Source organism: Massilia sp. 9I (assembly GCF_902506415.1).
Lineage (GTDB): Bacteria > Pseudomonadota > Gammaproteobacteria > Burkholderiales > Burkholderiaceae_D > Telluria.
The window spans coordinates 3,508,804-3,524,298 of the sequence record NZ_LR733275.1 but is presented as its reverse complement, the minus strand read 5'-3'; the positions used below and the strand labels follow the sequence as shown (position 1 = coordinate 3,524,298).

The following is a 15,495-nucleotide window of genomic DNA, read 5'->3' as shown; positions in this document are numbered from 1 at the left end:
ACGATGACCCAGGGAGCGTTCCCCAAACTGCTGTCTTCCCAGATCGCATTCGACATCGCGCGCACCATCCTGGACGGCTTCGACAAGCACTACCGCCTGTTCCGCCAGGCCAGCCGCCAGGCGCGCCAGTACTTCGAGACCGCCGACTGGGCCACCGCCCAGGGGGCCGCGCGCGAGCGCATCGATTACTACGACAAGCGGGTGCAGGAATGCGTCCACGTCCTGCAGGACGAGTACGAAGCAGAAGAACTCCTCGACCCCGTCTGGCGCGAAACCAAGCTGCATTACATCGGCCTGCTGTCCGGCCACAAGCAGCCGGAACTGGCCGAGACCTTCTTCAATTCGGTCAGCTGCATCATCCTGCACCGCAGCTACTACCATAACGATTACATCTTCGTGCGCCCGGTGATCTCCACCGAGTACATCGAGACCGACGAGCCGCAGCCGACCTACCGCGTCTATTACCCGGCCGCCGACGGCCTGCACGGTGCGCTGCGCCGCGTGATCACCAATTTCCAGTTCGCCCAGCCCTTCGCCGACCTCGAGCGCGATGTCGCCAGCGTCGAGGCGCGCATCACCGAGGCCTTCGGATTGCAGCGCGCGGAGTCGAATTTGCAGCTGCAGGTGCTCTCGAGCCCCTTCTTCCGCAACAAGGGCGCCTACATCGTCGGGCGCGCCATCAACGGACCGCGCGACTACCCCTTCGTGATCCCGGTGCTGCACGAGCGCGCCGGCAAGCTGGTGCTGGACACGGTGCTGACCGACGTCTATCACATCACCCTGCTGTTCAGCTTTACGCGCGCCTACTTTTTGGTGGACATGGAAGTGCCCTCGGCCTACGTCCAGTTCTTGCGCAGCCTGATGCCGCGCAAGCCGCGCAGCGAGATCTATACCGTGCTGGGCCTGCAGAAGCAGGGCAAGACCCTGTTCTACCGCGACTTCCTGCAGCACCTGAAACACAGCTCCGACCCCTTCCGCATCGCCCCCGGCATCCGCGGCCTGGTGATGCTGGTGTTCGAGCTGCCGTCCTTCCCCTATGTGTTCAAGGTGATCAAGGATTTCTATCCGCCGCCGAAGGAAACCACGCGCGCCCAGGTCAAGGAAAAGTACCTCTTGGTGAAGCACCACGACCGCGTCGGGCGCATGGCCGATACGCTCGAATATTCCGACGTCGCGTTCCCGCTGGCGCGCTTTTCCGAGGAACTGCTGGGCGAGCTGAAGGCGTTCGCCCCCTCGCTGGTCGAGATCGAGGGCGAGCGCATCATCGTGCGCCACCTCTACATCGAGCGCCGCATGGTGCCGCTGAATCTCTACCTGACCGATGCGCAGGCGGCAGGCGACGAGGAACGCATCGAGCACGGCGTGATCGAATACGGCAATGCGATCAAGGACCTGGTGGCCGCGAATATCTTCCCCGGCGATATGCTGTACAAGAATTTCGGCGTCACTCGCCACGGCCGCGTCGTGTTCTATGATTACGACGAGATCGAATACCTCACCGACTGCAATTTCCGCGACATCCCGGAAGCGCGCAACGAAGAGGACGAGATGGCTTCGGAACCCTGGTACCCGATCGGCAAGCACGACGTTTTTCCGGAACAGTTCGGCCGTTTCCTTCTTGGAAATCCGACCATCCGTCACTATTTTATGAAGCACCACGCGGAGCTCCTGAGCCGCGCATACTGGCAATCCCACAAGGACCGCATCCTGGCGGGCGTCGTCGACGACGTCTTCCCTTACCCCCAGCAGATTCGCTTCTGCCACCCAGCACATCCCTCTACTTTGGAGAACCTGAACAATGAATGATCCAGTCGTTATCGTTGGCGCCGCCCGCACCCCGATGGGCGCCTTCCAGGGCGATTTTTCGTCGAAGTCGGCGAGCGACCTCGGCGCGGTGGCGATCAAGGCTGCGGTGGAGCGCGCCGGCGTCGATGCGAACAGCGTCGAGCATGTCTACTTCGGCAACTGCCTGATGGCCGGCCAGGGCCAGGCCCCGGCGCGCCAGGCGCTGATCAAGGCCGGCCTGCCGCTGTCGACCGGCGCCGTGACCCTGTCGAAGATGTGCGGCTCGGCGATGCAGGCCGCGATCTTCGCCCATGACCAGCTGGTGGCCGGCAGCGCCGACATCGTGGTCGCAGGCGGCATGGAATCGATGACCAACGCCCCCTACCTGATCCCGAAGGCGCGCGGCGGCTACCGCATCGGCCACGCGCCGATGTTCGACCACATGATGCTCGACGGCCTGGAAGACGCCTACTCGCGCAACGAGAAGACCGGCGAAGGCCGCTCGATGGGCACCTTCGCCGAAGAGTGCGTGGCCACCTACCAGTTCTCGCGCGAAGAGCAGGACAACTTCGCGATCGAATCGGTCAAGCGCGCCCAGGCTGCCAACAACGAAGGCTGGTTCAACTGGGAAGTGGCGCCGGTCTCGGTCGCCACCCGCACTGGCGAGCTGGTGGTCGAGAAGGACGAAGGCCCGATGAAGGCCAAGGTCGACAAGATCCCATCGCTCAAGCCCGCCTTCAAGAAGGACGGCACCGTGACCGCCGCCTCGTCCTCGTCGATCAACGACGGCGCCGCGGCCCTGGTGATGATGCGCGAATCGAAAGCGAAAGAGCTGGGCCTGACCCCGATCGCCCGCGTCCTCGGCCACGCTACCCACGCGCAGGAACCGAACCTGTTCACCACCGCACCGATCGGCGCGATGCAGAAGCTGTTCAAGAAGACCGGCTGGACCGCGGGTGACGTCGACCTGTTCGAGATCAACGAAGCGTTTGCCGCGGTGCCGATGGCCGCGATGCGCGACCTCGACATCCCGCACAGCAAGGTCAACATCCACGGCGGCGCCTGCGCCCTGGGCCACCCGATCGGCGCCTCGGGCGCGCGCATCATCGTCACCCTGCTGGGCGCGCTGAAGCGCACCGGCGGCAAGCGCGGCGTGGCCTCGCTGTGCATCGGCGGCGGCGAAGCGACCGCGATGGCGATCGAGCTGGTGTAAGCTGACAAAGCGTGGTGAATGCGGCCGTTCTGGCCGTATTCACCACGAGTCTTAGCGAATCGAACAAGGAGCCCGTCATGCCTACCGCTTTGATCCTCGGCGCCTCCCGTGGCATCGGCCACGAGATGGTGCGCCAGTACCGCCTAGAGGGCTGGCGCGTGATCGCCACCGCGCGCAAGCAGGAAGACTGCGCTGAACTGTCGCAGATGGGCGCCGTCAGCTACCCACTCGACGTCACCAGCGCCGACTCGATCGCCGCGCTGGGCTGGCGGCTCGACGACGAACAGGTGGACGTGGCCTGGCTGGTGGCCGGCGTCTACGGTCCCTCGGGCTCCAGCTTCCCTACCGGCCCAGAATTCGACACGGTCATGCACACCAACGTGCTGTCGGCGATGCGCCTGATCCCGATCGTCGGCCCGCTGGTGGCCGACACCCGCGGCAAGCTGGCCGTGCTGTCTTCTAAAATGGGTTCCATCGGCGCGCGCAACAGTACCGAGGGCACCCTGTACCGCGCCAGCAAGGCCGCATTGAACTCGGTGCTGGCCGATGCCGCCATCACCTACGGCGCGCAGGGCGTGACCTGCGTGGCCTTCCACCCGGGCTGGGTGCAGACCGACATGGGCGGCGCCGGCGCCACCCTCACGCCGGAGCAAAGCGTGCGCGACCTGCGCGCCACGCTGGCCAGGCTGGACGCGTCCAGCAACGGCGCCTTCCTCGACCACGACGGCACGCCGATTCCGTGGTAACCCTATAACGCATCGCGCATAACAAACAACGAGACACAATGATTCTGAGCGAAGAACACCAGATGATCCGCGACGCCCTGCGCAGCTACGCGCAGGAGCGCCTGGCCCCGAACGCCGCGCGCTGGGACCGCGAGCACATCTTCCCGAAGGACGAGCTGAAGGACCTGGCCCAGCTGGGCGCCTTCGGCGTCGCGGTGCCGGAGCAGTATGGCGGCGCGGGCCTCGACTACGTGTCGCTGGCGCTGGTGCTGGAAGAGATCGCGGCCGGCGACGGCGGCACCTCGACCATCATCTCGGTCAACAACTGCCCGGTGTGCTCGATCGCCATGATGTACGCGAACGAAGAACAGAAGGAGCGCTTCCTCCGTCCGCTGGCGCAAGGCGACATGCTGGGCGCCTTTGCCCTGACCGAGCCGCATACCGGCAGCGACGCTTCGGCGCTGCGCACCACGGCGGTAAAGGACGGCGACCACTACGTCATCAACGGCAGCAAGCAGTTCATCACCAGCGGCAAATACGGCGACGTGGCCATCGTCATGGCGGTCACGGACAAAGCCGCCGGCAAGAAGGGCATCAGCGCCTTCTGGGTCGAGACCCAGACGCCCGGCTACATCGTCGCCGGCGTCGAAGAGAAGATGGGCCAGCATTCCTCGGACACGGCCCAGATCGTGTTCGATAACTGCCGCGTGCCTGCCGCGAACCTGATCGGCGAAGAAGGCATGGGCTACAAGATCGCGCTGTCGGGCCTGGAGGGCGGCCGCATCGGCATCGCTTCGCAGTCGGTCGGCATGGCGCGCGCAGCCTATGAAGCGGCCCTTGGCTACGCCAGGGAACGTGAGAGTTTCGGCAAGCCGATCTTCGAGCACCAGTCGGTGCAGTTCCGCCTGGCCGAGATGGCGATGCAGATCGAGGCTGCGCGCCAGCTGATCCTGCATGCGGCGGCGATGAAGGATGCCGGGCTGCCCTGCCTGAAGGAAGCCGCGATGGCCAAGCTGTTCGCCTCCGAGATGGCCGAGCGCGTGGTCTCGAACGCGATGCAGGTGTTCGGCGGCTACGGCTACGTGGCCGACTTCCCGGTCGAGCGCATCTACCGCGACGTGCGCGTGTGCCAGATCTACGAAGGCACCAGCGACATCCAGAAGATCCTGATCGCGCGCGCGCTGTGATCCTCATCCGTCCTGCTACGGCCGCCGACCTGCCGGCCCTGTTCGCCTACCTGGGCGAACAGCTGGCCGAGAACGGCCGTGACGGCATCCTGTTCCAGCCGATGGCGCCGACCCTGGACGGCGTGCCGCAACCAATGCGCGAGCGCTTCGCGACCGGCATGGCCACGCCGGTCGGCCAGCCGGGCTGGCGCCATGTCTGGGTCGCGCTCGATGCCGCGGGCAGCATCGCCGGCCACATCGACCTGCGCGGCCGGCCGGAACCCGCCTGCGCCCACCGCACCCTGCTCGGCATGGGCGTGCGCCACGACCTGCGCCGCGTGGGCCTGGGCACGCGCCTGGTGCAGGAAGCGCTGGGCTGGGCGCGCGCCACCGGCTTCGCCTGGGTCGACCTCGAGGTGCTGTCGCAGAACCACAAGGCGCGTGCGCTCTACGTGCGCAGCGGTTTCGTGGAGACCGGCGAAGTGCCGGACCTGTACCGCATCGCCGGCATGTCGGTGGGCGAAGTCTCGATGAGCGTGCGGCTGGGCTGAGCCCTTCACTTCATGCCGCCTGCATTGACCGGCAGGCACCGGGCCCTATACTGGCCCGATGAACGTTCGTGCCCGCCTCCTCTTCCTTCCCCTGCTCCTCGTGAACCCTGCGGCCCATGCGGCCGACCTCGGCAAGGCCGACTGCCGCATCGCGCAACTGCTGCCGGCGCCCGTCGACGGCGCCGTATCGTGGTCGGGCGGCTGCAAGGATGGCTATGCCGAGGGCAAGGGCGTGCTCGAATGGCGCACGCAATCCTCGGGCAAGCGGCGCCTGGAAGCGTCCTTGGTCCAGGGCGTGGTCATGGGCGAAGCGACCGTGATGTCTGACGCCGGCACGTACATCGGGCCGGTCAGGTGGGGCATGCCGCACGGTAGCGGCTACCTGGAGTCCGCCAGGGACGGCAGCAGGTACGAGGGCGACTTCGTGGACGGGCGCAAGGAAGGCAATGGCGTCCAGGAGGCGCTGGACCGCTCGAGCTACGAAGGCCAGTGGAAAAAGAACCGGCGCCATGGCATCGGCAAGGCGAGCTACACGCTGGGCGGCAGCTACGAAGGCGAGTGGCGCGACGGCCAGATGCACGGCCAAGGCAAGATCGTCTACAACGGCGGCCGCAGCTACACCGGGGAATTCGTCGACGGACGCGCCCTCGATGCGGCGCCCCGGCCTGTCGGCGAGCGTGAACGCTTTGCCCTCAAGGACGAGCATCCGGCCGTGGGTTCCTTCCTGAAGCGCGACCGCGCCATCGGTTCGACACCCATGGAAGCGTCCTGGCAGGAACTGACGCCGGCCCAGCAAGCCATGATCCGCAGCGCCTATCCCGCCCTCGACGACAGGGACGAACCGCCGTATCCGCTCAAGGGCGGGCGCGCCTGGTATGGCGACGTCGCCAAGCTGTACCGGAAATTCACCGACTACCGCGGCGACGCGCTGGTCTACGTGACCGTGGGCGCGGACGGCAAGCCGACCAGCGTCAGCACCTATGGCGTGCCGCACAAGGAGTTCGCGCGTTACCTGGGGATGGTCGCCATGATCCAGCGCTTCAAACCGGCGCTGTGCGCGGGAACGCCCTGCGAGATGCTCTATCCAATCAAGTTCCGCTTCACCGTGGAGCAGTCCTAGGCGACCGCGGCTTCGAGCAGGGTCACGGTCTGCGCCGCGGTATCGAGCCGTGCGCGCACGCCGATCGGCACCGTGAACTGGTGGCGGATGTGGCCGATCGAATAGCCGGTCACCGCCGGGATGGTCAAGGGCTGCAGGTGCTGGTCGAAAGTCTGGTCCAGGCTCAATGAGCGCCGCCCTTCCTGCGGGGCGCAGTCCTCGCAGACGCCGACGATGACGCCGGCCGCATTCGCGAACCCGGTCGACAGGTCGAGCTGGGTCATCCAGCGATCCAGGCGGTAGGGCGCCTCGTCCACCTCTTCCAGAAACAGCAGGCTGTCGCGGAAGTCCGCCGCATAGGGCGTGCCGGCGAGGGCCGCCACGATTGACAGGTTGCCGCCCAGCAGCGCTCCGGTGGCGACGCCCGCCGTCACGGTGCGGATGCCGAAGTGCGGCATGGTGTGCGCCTTCACCACGTTCTCGGGCGCCATCGGGATCGTGTAGCTGGGGCGCGGATCGGTGAGCACGGCCATCATGTGCTCGCGCGGGTAATCGGCCAGCGTCGACGAGGCCACCGGGCCGTGGAAAGTCACGAGGCCGGTCTTGTTGTGGATCGCCAGGTGCAGCGCGGTGATGTCGGAGTAGCCGAGCAGGATCTTGGGGTTGCGGCGGATCAGGGCGTAGTCCAGCCGGGACAGCAGCGAGATGCAGCCGGAGCCGCCGCGGATCGGCCAGATCATCTTGACCTCGGGGTCGGCGAACATGGCGTGCAGGTCGGCCAGGCGCTGCTGCACCGAACCTGCGTAGTTGCCGAAAGCGGCCCCAAGGTAAGCACCCACTTTCACGCGCAGGCCCAGCGCTTCGATGTTCTGCACGGACTTCTCGATCAGGCGCTGGTCGACCACGCCGCCCGGCGCGACCAGGCCGACCAGGTCGCCGGGGCGCAGGCGCGGAGGTTTGATCAGGTGTACGGACGGCCGGCGAATCGACGCGCGCCCGGGAGCGGCAAAGCTGGGTGCTGAGATGGCGGCTGCGACGGAAGCGCCGAAGCCGCGCCGGCTGATTTTCATAGGCGAGGACAAATAAAAACGGCCCGCGCCGTGGAGGCGTTCGCCTCCATCGACTGCGGGCCGCGGGTTGGGATAACCCAGGCGATCAAGTTAGAAGAACTTGTAGGTCACCTGCAGGCTGTACGAGCGGCCACGCGGGTCGGCCACGCGCGGTTCCCAGCTGCTGCCTGCGCCGGTGTTGCCGTCGTAGGTGATCGCGAACGGCGGATCTTCATCGAAGATGTTCTTCACGCCCGCGGTCAGCGTCAGGTTCTTGAAGCCGGTGTAGCTCGCGGTCAGGTTGAAGATCGAGTAGTCGTCCACCTTCGGGTTGTAGTTGGTCGGCTTCACGAGGCCGTTGGCCACGCCCGGCAGCACCTGGTCGGTGTAACCCGAACGGTAGATGTTCTGGAACAGGCCGCTCCAGTCGCCGTACTTGTAGGTCACGTAGGCGGTATGCTTCCACTTCAGGCCCAGGTCACCGGTGAAGGTGAAGCGGCCCACTTCGCTCGGACCGAAGGCCGCGTTGGTGGTGGCGCGCGACTTCTTCTCCAGCAGGCGCGAACCGTCGATGCCCGCGGTCCAGGTGGCGCCGGTGCTGAACTTGCCGTTGAAGCGGGCGCCCAGCTCGAGACCGCGGGTGGTGCGCTCGCCGGCGTTGACCCAGCGCTGGTCGATGATGACGATGTTGCCGGCCGCATCGCGGATGAAGTTTTCCGAGAACAGGTTGTAGTTCGCCACCATGGTCGCGGTGCTGAACGAGTCGATGGTGTTCTGCTTGCGGATCTCCCAGATGTCGGCATTGGCCGAGAACCAGGCGAACGGCTCGATCACGACGCCGACGGTGCCCTGCTTCGCGGTTTCCGGGCCCAGGTTCGATTTACCGCCGGTGTAGATGTTCGGGGTGATCGATTCGCAGCCAGGCTTGGTCGCGTCGACCAGGCCGGTCGGGCAGCGGGACGGGTCGACCAGGTCCTTGCCGGCGTACGGCGACTCGGTGATGCCGTTGTACAGCTGGTTGAACGACGGGGCACGGAAGCCTTCGTTGTACGAACCGCGGAACAGCAGCTCCGGAATCGGCTGGTAGCGGAACGAGACCTTCGGGTTGGTGGTGCTGCCGATGCCGCTGTAGTGGTCGCGGCGGATCGCCAGCGTCACGTCCAGGTTCTTGACCACTGGGACCAGCAGTTCGGCGTAGATCGCCTTGATGTCGCGGTGCACGCCGTCCAGCGCGTTCGGATCGTCGAACGGTGCGTTCAGGATCGCCGGACGGGCGCTTGCTGCGCGCTTGTCGCCGTTGAACTTGTACTCTTCGCGGCGCAGGTCGAAGCCGACCGCGCCCATCACGGCGCCGGCCGGCAGGTTGAACAGCTCGCCCGACAGCGCGCCGTCGGCCTGGGTCAGGATGGTCTTGCCGCCGTACAGGGTGACGCCCTGGGCCGAGGTGCTCTTGATCAGGTCGATCGCTGCCTGCGACTGTTTCTCGCCCGGCAGCAGGAAGGGGTTGATGATGCCGGTCCCAAGCGCGTTAGCCAGCGCGACCTGGTAGTTGTAGCCGGTGCCCAGGGTCGATTCCGACTCGCTGAAGGCGCGCGACGCGCCGACGCGGTAGTCGAAAGCGCGGCCGAACAGGTTGACCGGGCCATCGGCGCCGACCAGCAGGCGCGCTGCCTTCGATTCGGTCACGATCTCGCGGTTGCCGCACTCCATGCAGCGCCAGCGGTAGGCGATCGGCAGGCCGTAGTTGGCCGAGATGCTCGGGAAGACCTTGACCAGCGCGTTGTACACGGTGTTATAGGCCGCGCCGGTGCTCGGGTAGAAGGAGCTGGCCGGGAAGGTGGTGGTGCCCGGCGAGATCTGGTTCGGCGAGAAGCGCTTGGCCACTTCGACGTTCGAGCCCACAGCTTCGACGAAGAACTGGTGGTCGCCCGACTGGAAGGTGGCGCGCGCCAGCGCGTTGTCGCTCTTGACCGGCTGCTGCAGCACGGCCGCGCGGCCGGTGTCCCAGGCGCAGCCATAGGCGGCGCCGGCGCTGTTCCACAGCTTTTCGTCGTACGGACCCATGCCGTCGATGCTGGTGCAGCCAGCGCCGCCCGGCAGGTCGAGGATGCTGATGCCGTTATAGGTGGTGGTGCCGCCGCCCGGGATGGTCGGGCCGGTGCCGGTGCGCGAGAGCAGCGACGGGCCGACGGTGGTGGCGAACACGTTGGCGCTTGGCGAACCGCGGGTGTCGACCGAAACGCCGCGGTCGGGCTGGAAGGTGTTCACGAAGTCGCGCTGGTCACCGCGCAGGGCCTTGTTCTCGCGGTGCGAGTAGGTGGCCAGCACGTTCCAGCCGTCGGTCTGCAGGTCGCCCCAGCCGCCGGTGATCGAGGCGCGGCCGATCTCGCTGCCGCCGGCTTCGGTGACGTCGACGAAGCCCTGGGCCTCCAGGCCCTTGTAATTTTTCTTGAGGATGAAGTTGATCACGCCGCCGATCGCATCGGTACCGTAGATCGCGGAGGCGCCGTCCTTCAGCACTTCGACGCGGTCCACCGCCGCCATCGGGATCGAGTTCAGGTCGACTGCCGAGCCCTTCATGCCGTGGGTCGCGATACGGCGGCCGTTCAGCAGGACCAGGGTCGAGTCGGCGCCCTGGCCGCGCAGGTTGGCCGAAGACGCGCCGTTGTTGCCGCGCTGGGCGCCCGAGGTGACGTCGGCGTTGGATGCCAGGTTGTCGGAGCCGTTGCCGTTGATGTTCAGGGTCGCGATCAGCTGCTCGGCGCTGACGATGCCTTGCGCTTCGATCTGCTTGGCGCTGATGATCTCGAGCGGCAGCGCGCCTTCCTTGGCGATACGCTTGATGCTACTGCCGGTGATCTCGACACGCTGGATCGGGCCGGTGGTCTGGATGTTCTGTGCCAGTGCCGGGCTGACTGCTCCCATCAGGGCGATCAAATGGGCGAGCTTCTTTAACTTCACGCGTTTCTCCTAACGTTTTCCCTTGGCGACCGGGGCAGGCCTGGCCGGTTATCTGGCGGTAATTCTTGTCATTACCTTATTGTGCGATTTCAGGATAGGCCGACTGATTTATGGCTATCCAATGAATTATCCGGCGGCCAGTATAACTAACAGGAATGTTTAATTTAGGAAAAACTGTATGCATCTAGGGAGACGCCCTGCCAGAGCGTGCCCTTTGCGCAACATCGACATCCAGATAACGCCATTGGGTGAATTCCACGGGGTGGCGTTTGTAGTTTTTCAACCACGGATGACGCAAATCGCCCGACAAAACGTGAGTCAGTGGCACCCACGGGTTATAGGCGTGGATCAGCTGGTTCATCTCGAAATAGAGCTTCTGGCGCTCCGGGCCGTCGCGCAGGCGGCGCGCTTGTTCGTAGCGTTCGTTATATGCCGGCAGGTTAAAGCGCGAATAATTGGCGCGGCCGGCGTTCGGGCCGTACAGCAGCTGGTAGAAGTTGTCGCCGTCGGGGAAGTCGGCGATCCAGTTACTTTCGAACATCTGGACCGTGCCCAGGCGCGAGGCCTTGATGATCTCGGTCTTCTTGTCCGACTTGAACAGCACGCGCAGGCCGATCGCGTTCAGGCACTTGCGCCATAACTCGTCGCGCAGGCGGCCGCCGACCGTGGCTTCGCTGTGCATCGTCAGCGTCAAGGGCTTGTTGTCGGGAGTCCGACGGAATCCGTCCTGGTCACGCCGTGTGTAGCCGTAGCGGTCCAGCAGGGCATTCGCCAGGGCCGGATCGTAGGGCACCGGGCTGCGGTAATGCGGGTCGTAGCCCAGCACATTGGGCGGCAGCGGCGACTCGGCCTTGATCGCAAAGCCTTTCTTCAGCAGGGCGATATCCTCGGCATTGTTATACGAGAGCGAGATCGCACGGCGCAGCGCCACCCGGTCCTTGCCGTAGCCGCCGACCACCGGGTCGTTCATGTTCATCCACATGTAATAGGTCTGCAGCACCGGGAAGCGCGACAGCACGATGCCGCGCGCCGCCAGTTCGGGCTTCAGTTGGCCGTCGCGCACCACCATGTCGGTCATCGATTCGGGAATCTGCTCGAGGTAGTCGTATTCGGCGTTCAGGAAGCCCAGCATGCGGCCTTGGAATTCCTCGGCGATGCGCACCTCGACCCGGTCCACGCGCGGCAGGCGCTTGCCTTCCAGCGCCGCGGCGATCGCCTTGTCTTCTGGGTTGTCGCCCGGGGTGGCGTGGAACACCGCGCTCGAATACGGATTGGCCAGCAGGACGATGCGGTCGCTGCGCTTCCATTCGCCCACCATGAAGGGACCGGTGCCGACCGGGTGGTTGCCGGCCTGGCCAGGATAGGCCTCGATCACTTCGCGCGCCACCGCGCCGGTGGCGGCGGTAGCGAGGTAGAACAGGAAGTTGTTGTCCGGGGCTTTCAGGCGGATGCGCAGGGTGTACTTGTCGGGAGCCTGCAGGCCGGCGACCGGCGTGTCGACGTCGTAGTCTTTTTTCAGCGCCTCGTCGCCGTCGATCTTCCCGTCGAACATATAGGCCCAGGGCGACTTCAGCGCCGGGTTGTACAGGCGCTTGATGCTGTAGACGTAGTCCTGGGCCGTCATCTCCCGTTTCACGCCCTTGAAGGCGGAATCGGGGGTGAAGTAAATGCCGGGGCGGATACGGAAAGTATAGGTCAGGCCGTCCGCACTCACCTCGGGCATGGCGGTGGCGGTGTTCGGGCGCAGCTGCGCCGGACGCGCCAGGTAGTCGTAGCGCAGCAGCGGGTCGAACAGGTTTTCCAGCAGCGACAGGCTGGCGTTGTCCGAGGCGGAGGCCGGGTCGAGTCCGGTCTCGCTGGTGGACAGGAACATGTGCAGCACCTTGTCCGGCGCCTTTGCTTGCGCATGCGCCGCGCTGCCGGCGCACAGCAGGGGGAACAGGAGAACGGCGGCGGCAAGGCGAAGTGTCATGACGGATTTATTGCTTGACTGGCGTGAGTTCGATTTCCTGCACCTTCGGCTCGCGTTCGGGCGTGAGCGTGAACTTGACGTTCACGGTGCCGCGCTCGCCCACCAGGGGGAAGCTGCCGCGCAGGCCGTTTTCGGCCTTGATCGGGCCGACCGAGGTGATGCGTCCGATCGGCTCCAGCTTTTCGCGCGCATGCACGATCCAGTCTTCCCGCGAACGGTCGAGGAACAGGTTCTCGGCCGCGATTGCGCCCGCCTGGGATGCATCCCAGGACTGCACCAGCTGCGCCACCTGGGTGTGGCGCGTGGCCAGGATCGGCGACACGGGCACCGGGCGCGGGCCAAGATCGGCACGCTCGACCAGCATCGCGAGCGCCTTGGCCGCGGGGCCGTACACCGGCCCGTAGCGCAGGTTGGTGAAGGCAAACACGCCGACACCGTGCTCCGGTGCGAAGCGGTACTGGCTGCCGAAGCCCGGCAGGCCGCCCGAATGGCCGGAAGTCACCACGTTACGGCTGTCGCGCTGCCACACCAGGCCATAGCCGTAGAAGCTGACGTTCGGGTTCGGCGTCTTCATGTCGCTCAGGGTCGCCCTGGTCGACAGGCCGGCGAAGGCGTGCGGCAGTTGCATCTCGCGTAGCGAGGCGCGCTTGACGGGGCCGCGCTCCGGCTCGTTGCGGGCCGGCCAGGCGTCCAGATGGAAGGCGACGTAGCGCGCAAAGTCATCCATGGTCGTGATCAAGCCGCCCATCGCGGCGCCGTCGCCATCGTGCAGGATCGGCTCGAGTTCCCAGTGGTCGCGCTCCCAGCGGTAGCCCAGCGCCAGCTTGCCCGGCGCGGCCTGCGCATATTCCCAGCGCGTGTCCTTCATGCCCAGTGGGCGCAGGATCTGGCGCGTGACGTAGTCCTGGAAGCGCATGCCGGACACCTTGCTGACCACCTTGCCCAGCAGGATGTAGCCGAGGTTGCTGTACTCGAAACTGTGGCCGGGGGCGTTGGAGAACGACAGCCCGGCGCCCACCAGCTGCTCGATTTTCGCGTTGGACTCGGCCATCTGGCGGTCGCCCCAGGGATTGTCCTCGGGCAGGCCGGTGGTCATCGTCATCAGGTGGCGAATCGTCAGCTCGGGCGAGTCGGTGGTGGGCAGCTTGACCCGGCGCAGTTCGGGCAGGACATTCGCGACCGGATCGTCGAGCCGCAGTTTGCCCTCGTCGCGCAGCTTCAGCGCCGCCATCGCCACGAAGCTCTTGGTCATCGAGGCGATGCGGAACTCGGTCGAACCCGTTGCCGGAATCTTGCGCTCCACGTCGGCCAGGCCGAGCGAACGGGCGTGCACCAGCTTGCCGTCGAGGACCACGCCGTACACCACGCCCGGCAGGTGCTCCTTGCCGGCCAGCTCGGTGAACATCTTGTCGATTTCGGGAAGGATCGCGGCTACGCGTTCGCCGCGGCTCGAGGCCGGCTCCTGCGCATGGCCCTGGGTGGTGACGATGCTGCCAAGGAGGAGTACCAGGCTGCACAAGCTGGAGCGAAATGGCCGCTGCATTGTTCTCTTCTCCGGTGATTGTGAATCAGGAGGAAGATTATGCCCTGATTTTCATGCCACGAAACAAACAAAAAGTGCGCCCTTATAACCTTTTCATATGGCGTAAATGCATTCTTTCATCTGTGCAGCTTGCTCTCGGCCTATACTCTCCGCTGCACAATCTGCGGTACCTCTGCGGCGAATTCACACATGGCACTCAATTACATCTGGACTGGCTTCTTCCTCGTTGGCTTCGTCGCGGCGCTCGCGCAGTGGCTGTTCCTGGGCGATAGCGAAATCTTCAAGCGCATCATCGACGGCACCTTCTCCTCGGCCAAGATGGCGGTGATGGACATCGCCCTGCCGCTGGCCGGCGTCATGACCCTATGGCTGGGGATCATGAACATCGGCGAAAAGGCCGGCGCCATCAACCTGTTCGCGCGCGTCATCGCGCCCTTCTTCTCGCGCATCTTCCCGGGCGTGCCCAAGGACCACCCGGCCAACGGCCACATGGTGATGAACTTCTCGGCCAACATGCTGGGCCTGGACAACGCCGCCACGCCCTTCGGCCTGAAGGCGATGGAAAGCCTGCAAACGCTGAATCCGAACAAGGACGAGGCCAGCGACGCCCAGATCATGTTCCTGGTGATCCAGACCTCGGGCCTGACCATCATCCCGCTGGCGATCATGGCCCAGCGCGCGATCCTGGGCGCGGCGAATCCGGCCGACATCTTCATCCCGACCCTGATCGCGACCTACTGCTCGACCATGACCGGCATCATCGCCGTCAGCCTGCGCCAGCGCATCAACCTGCTGCACCCGGCCGTATTCGGCTGGATCGGCGGCCTGACCGCGCTGATTGGCCTGCTGGTCTGGTACTTCACTGTGTTCCTCGATAAATCCCAGATCCAGCTGGTCTCGGTGGTCACGGCTAACCTGATCCTGTTCTCGATCATCGCCGCCTTCATGATCGGTGCATTGGTCAGGCGCGTGAACGTGTTCGAAGCCTTCATCGAAGGCGCCAAGGGCGGCATCGAGACCTCGCTACGGATCATTCCCTACCTGGTCGGCATGCTGGTGGCAATCAGCGTGGTGCGCAACTCGGGCATCCTGGGCATCATCGTCAGCGGCTTCGCCTGGATCTTCACTGCTCTCGGCCTGCCGACCGATTTCGTCGGCGCGCTGCCAACCGCGCTCATGAAGCCGCTCTCGGGCAGCGGCTCGCGCGCCATGATGATCGATGCGATGACTACCTACGGCGTCGACTCCTTCGTCGGCCGCCTGGCCAGCATCCTGCAGGGCGCGGCCGACACCACCTTCTACGTCGTCGCGCTGTATTTCGGCTCGGTCGGGATCCGCAAGACCCGTTACGCGATCGGCTACGGCCTGCTGGCCGACCTGGCCGGCGTCATCGGCGCGATCTTCGTCGCCTATCTCTTCTTCGGTTAAGGA

Annotated in this window: 11 protein-coding genes; 7 read left to right on the top strand and 4 right to left on the bottom strand. The window is 65.4% G+C overall.

The features are described from left to right. Nucleotides 1-3: 3 nt before the first annotated feature. From aceK to GV068_RS15780, 6 genes are all read left to right on the top strand, one after another. Nucleotides 4-1,806: a bifunctional isocitrate dehydrogenase kinase/phosphatase gene (aceK, locus tag GV068_RS15805; RefSeq protein ID WP_159699694.1), complete on the top strand. Its 1,803-nt coding sequence runs from the start codon at nt 4-6 to the stop codon at nt 1,804-1,806. Beyond that, nucleotides 1,799-2,998, top strand: a complete 1,200-nt coding sequence (locus GV068_RS15800) for an acetyl-CoA C-acyltransferase (RefSeq protein WP_159699691.1) — start codon at nt 1,799-1,801, stop codon at nt 2,996-2,998. The genes aceK and GV068_RS15800 overlap by 8 nt, the downstream gene beginning before the upstream one ends. Before the next feature lie 77 nt (nt 2,999-3,075). Then, nucleotides 3,076-3,744 carry an SDR family oxidoreductase gene (locus GV068_RS15795; protein WP_159699688.1) on the top strand — a complete coding sequence of 223 codons (669 nt, stop codon included), beginning with the start codon at nt 3,076-3,078 and terminating at the stop codon, nt 3,742-3,744. A gap of 38 nt (nt 3,745-3,782) precedes the next feature. Then, nucleotides 3,783-4,910 (top strand): acyl-CoA dehydrogenase family protein, encoded by a 1,128-nt coding sequence (locus GV068_RS15790; RefSeq protein ID WP_159699685.1) that lies wholly within the window; start codon nt 3,783-3,785, stop codon nt 4,908-4,910. Further along, complete coding sequence (locus GV068_RS15785) at nt 4,907-5,440, top strand: GNAT family N-acetyltransferase (RefSeq protein WP_229464241.1); 534 nt, start codon at nt 4,907-4,909, stop codon at nt 5,438-5,440. The genes GV068_RS15790 and GV068_RS15785 overlap by 4 nt, the downstream gene beginning before the upstream one ends. A 58-nt stretch (nt 5,441-5,498) precedes the next feature. Next, on the top strand, nt 5,499-6,560 hold the full coding sequence (locus GV068_RS15780) for an MORN repeat-containing protein (RefSeq protein WP_159699682.1): 1,062 nt from the start codon (nt 5,499-5,501) through the stop codon (nt 6,558-6,560). On the opposite strand, the gene GV068_RS15775 is transcribed toward GV068_RS15780, so the two are convergent. The 4 genes from GV068_RS15775 to GV068_RS15760 form a co-directional block, all read right to left on the bottom strand. Beyond that, nucleotides 6,557-7,609: an LD-carboxypeptidase gene (locus GV068_RS15775; RefSeq protein ID WP_159699679.1), complete on the bottom strand. Its 1,053-nt coding sequence runs from the start codon at nt 7,607-7,609 to the stop codon at nt 6,557-6,559. The two genes, GV068_RS15780 and GV068_RS15775, sit on opposite strands and share 4 nt — an antisense overlap. Before the next feature lie 90 nt (nt 7,610-7,699). Continuing rightward, the gene (locus GV068_RS15770; RefSeq protein ID WP_159699676.1) at nt 7,700-10,549 is read right to left on the bottom strand and encodes a TonB-dependent receptor; all 2,850 of its coding nucleotides are present in this window, start codon (nt 10,547-10,549) and stop codon (nt 7,700-7,702) included. A 184-nt stretch (nt 10,550-10,733) separates the two neighbouring features. Next, nucleotides 10,734-12,521 carry an ABC transporter substrate-binding protein gene (locus GV068_RS15765; RefSeq protein ID WP_159699673.1) on the bottom strand — a complete coding sequence of 596 codons (1,788 nt, stop codon included), beginning with the start codon at nt 12,519-12,521 and terminating at the stop codon, nt 10,734-10,736. 7 nt (nt 12,522-12,528) lie between these two features. Further along, entirely contained in the window at nt 12,529-14,064 is a 1,536-nt protein-coding gene (locus GV068_RS15760; RefSeq protein WP_159699670.1) for a serine hydrolase, read from the bottom strand. Between the two features lie 189 nt (nt 14,065-14,253). Here GV068_RS15760 and GV068_RS15755 point away from each other — a divergent pair, with 189 nt between their 5' ends. Further along, entirely contained in the window at nt 14,254-15,492 is a 1,239-nt protein-coding gene (locus GV068_RS15755; RefSeq protein ID WP_159699667.1) for a nucleoside recognition domain-containing protein, read from the top strand. The last annotated feature ends 3 nt before the right edge of the window (nt 15,493-15,495 follow it).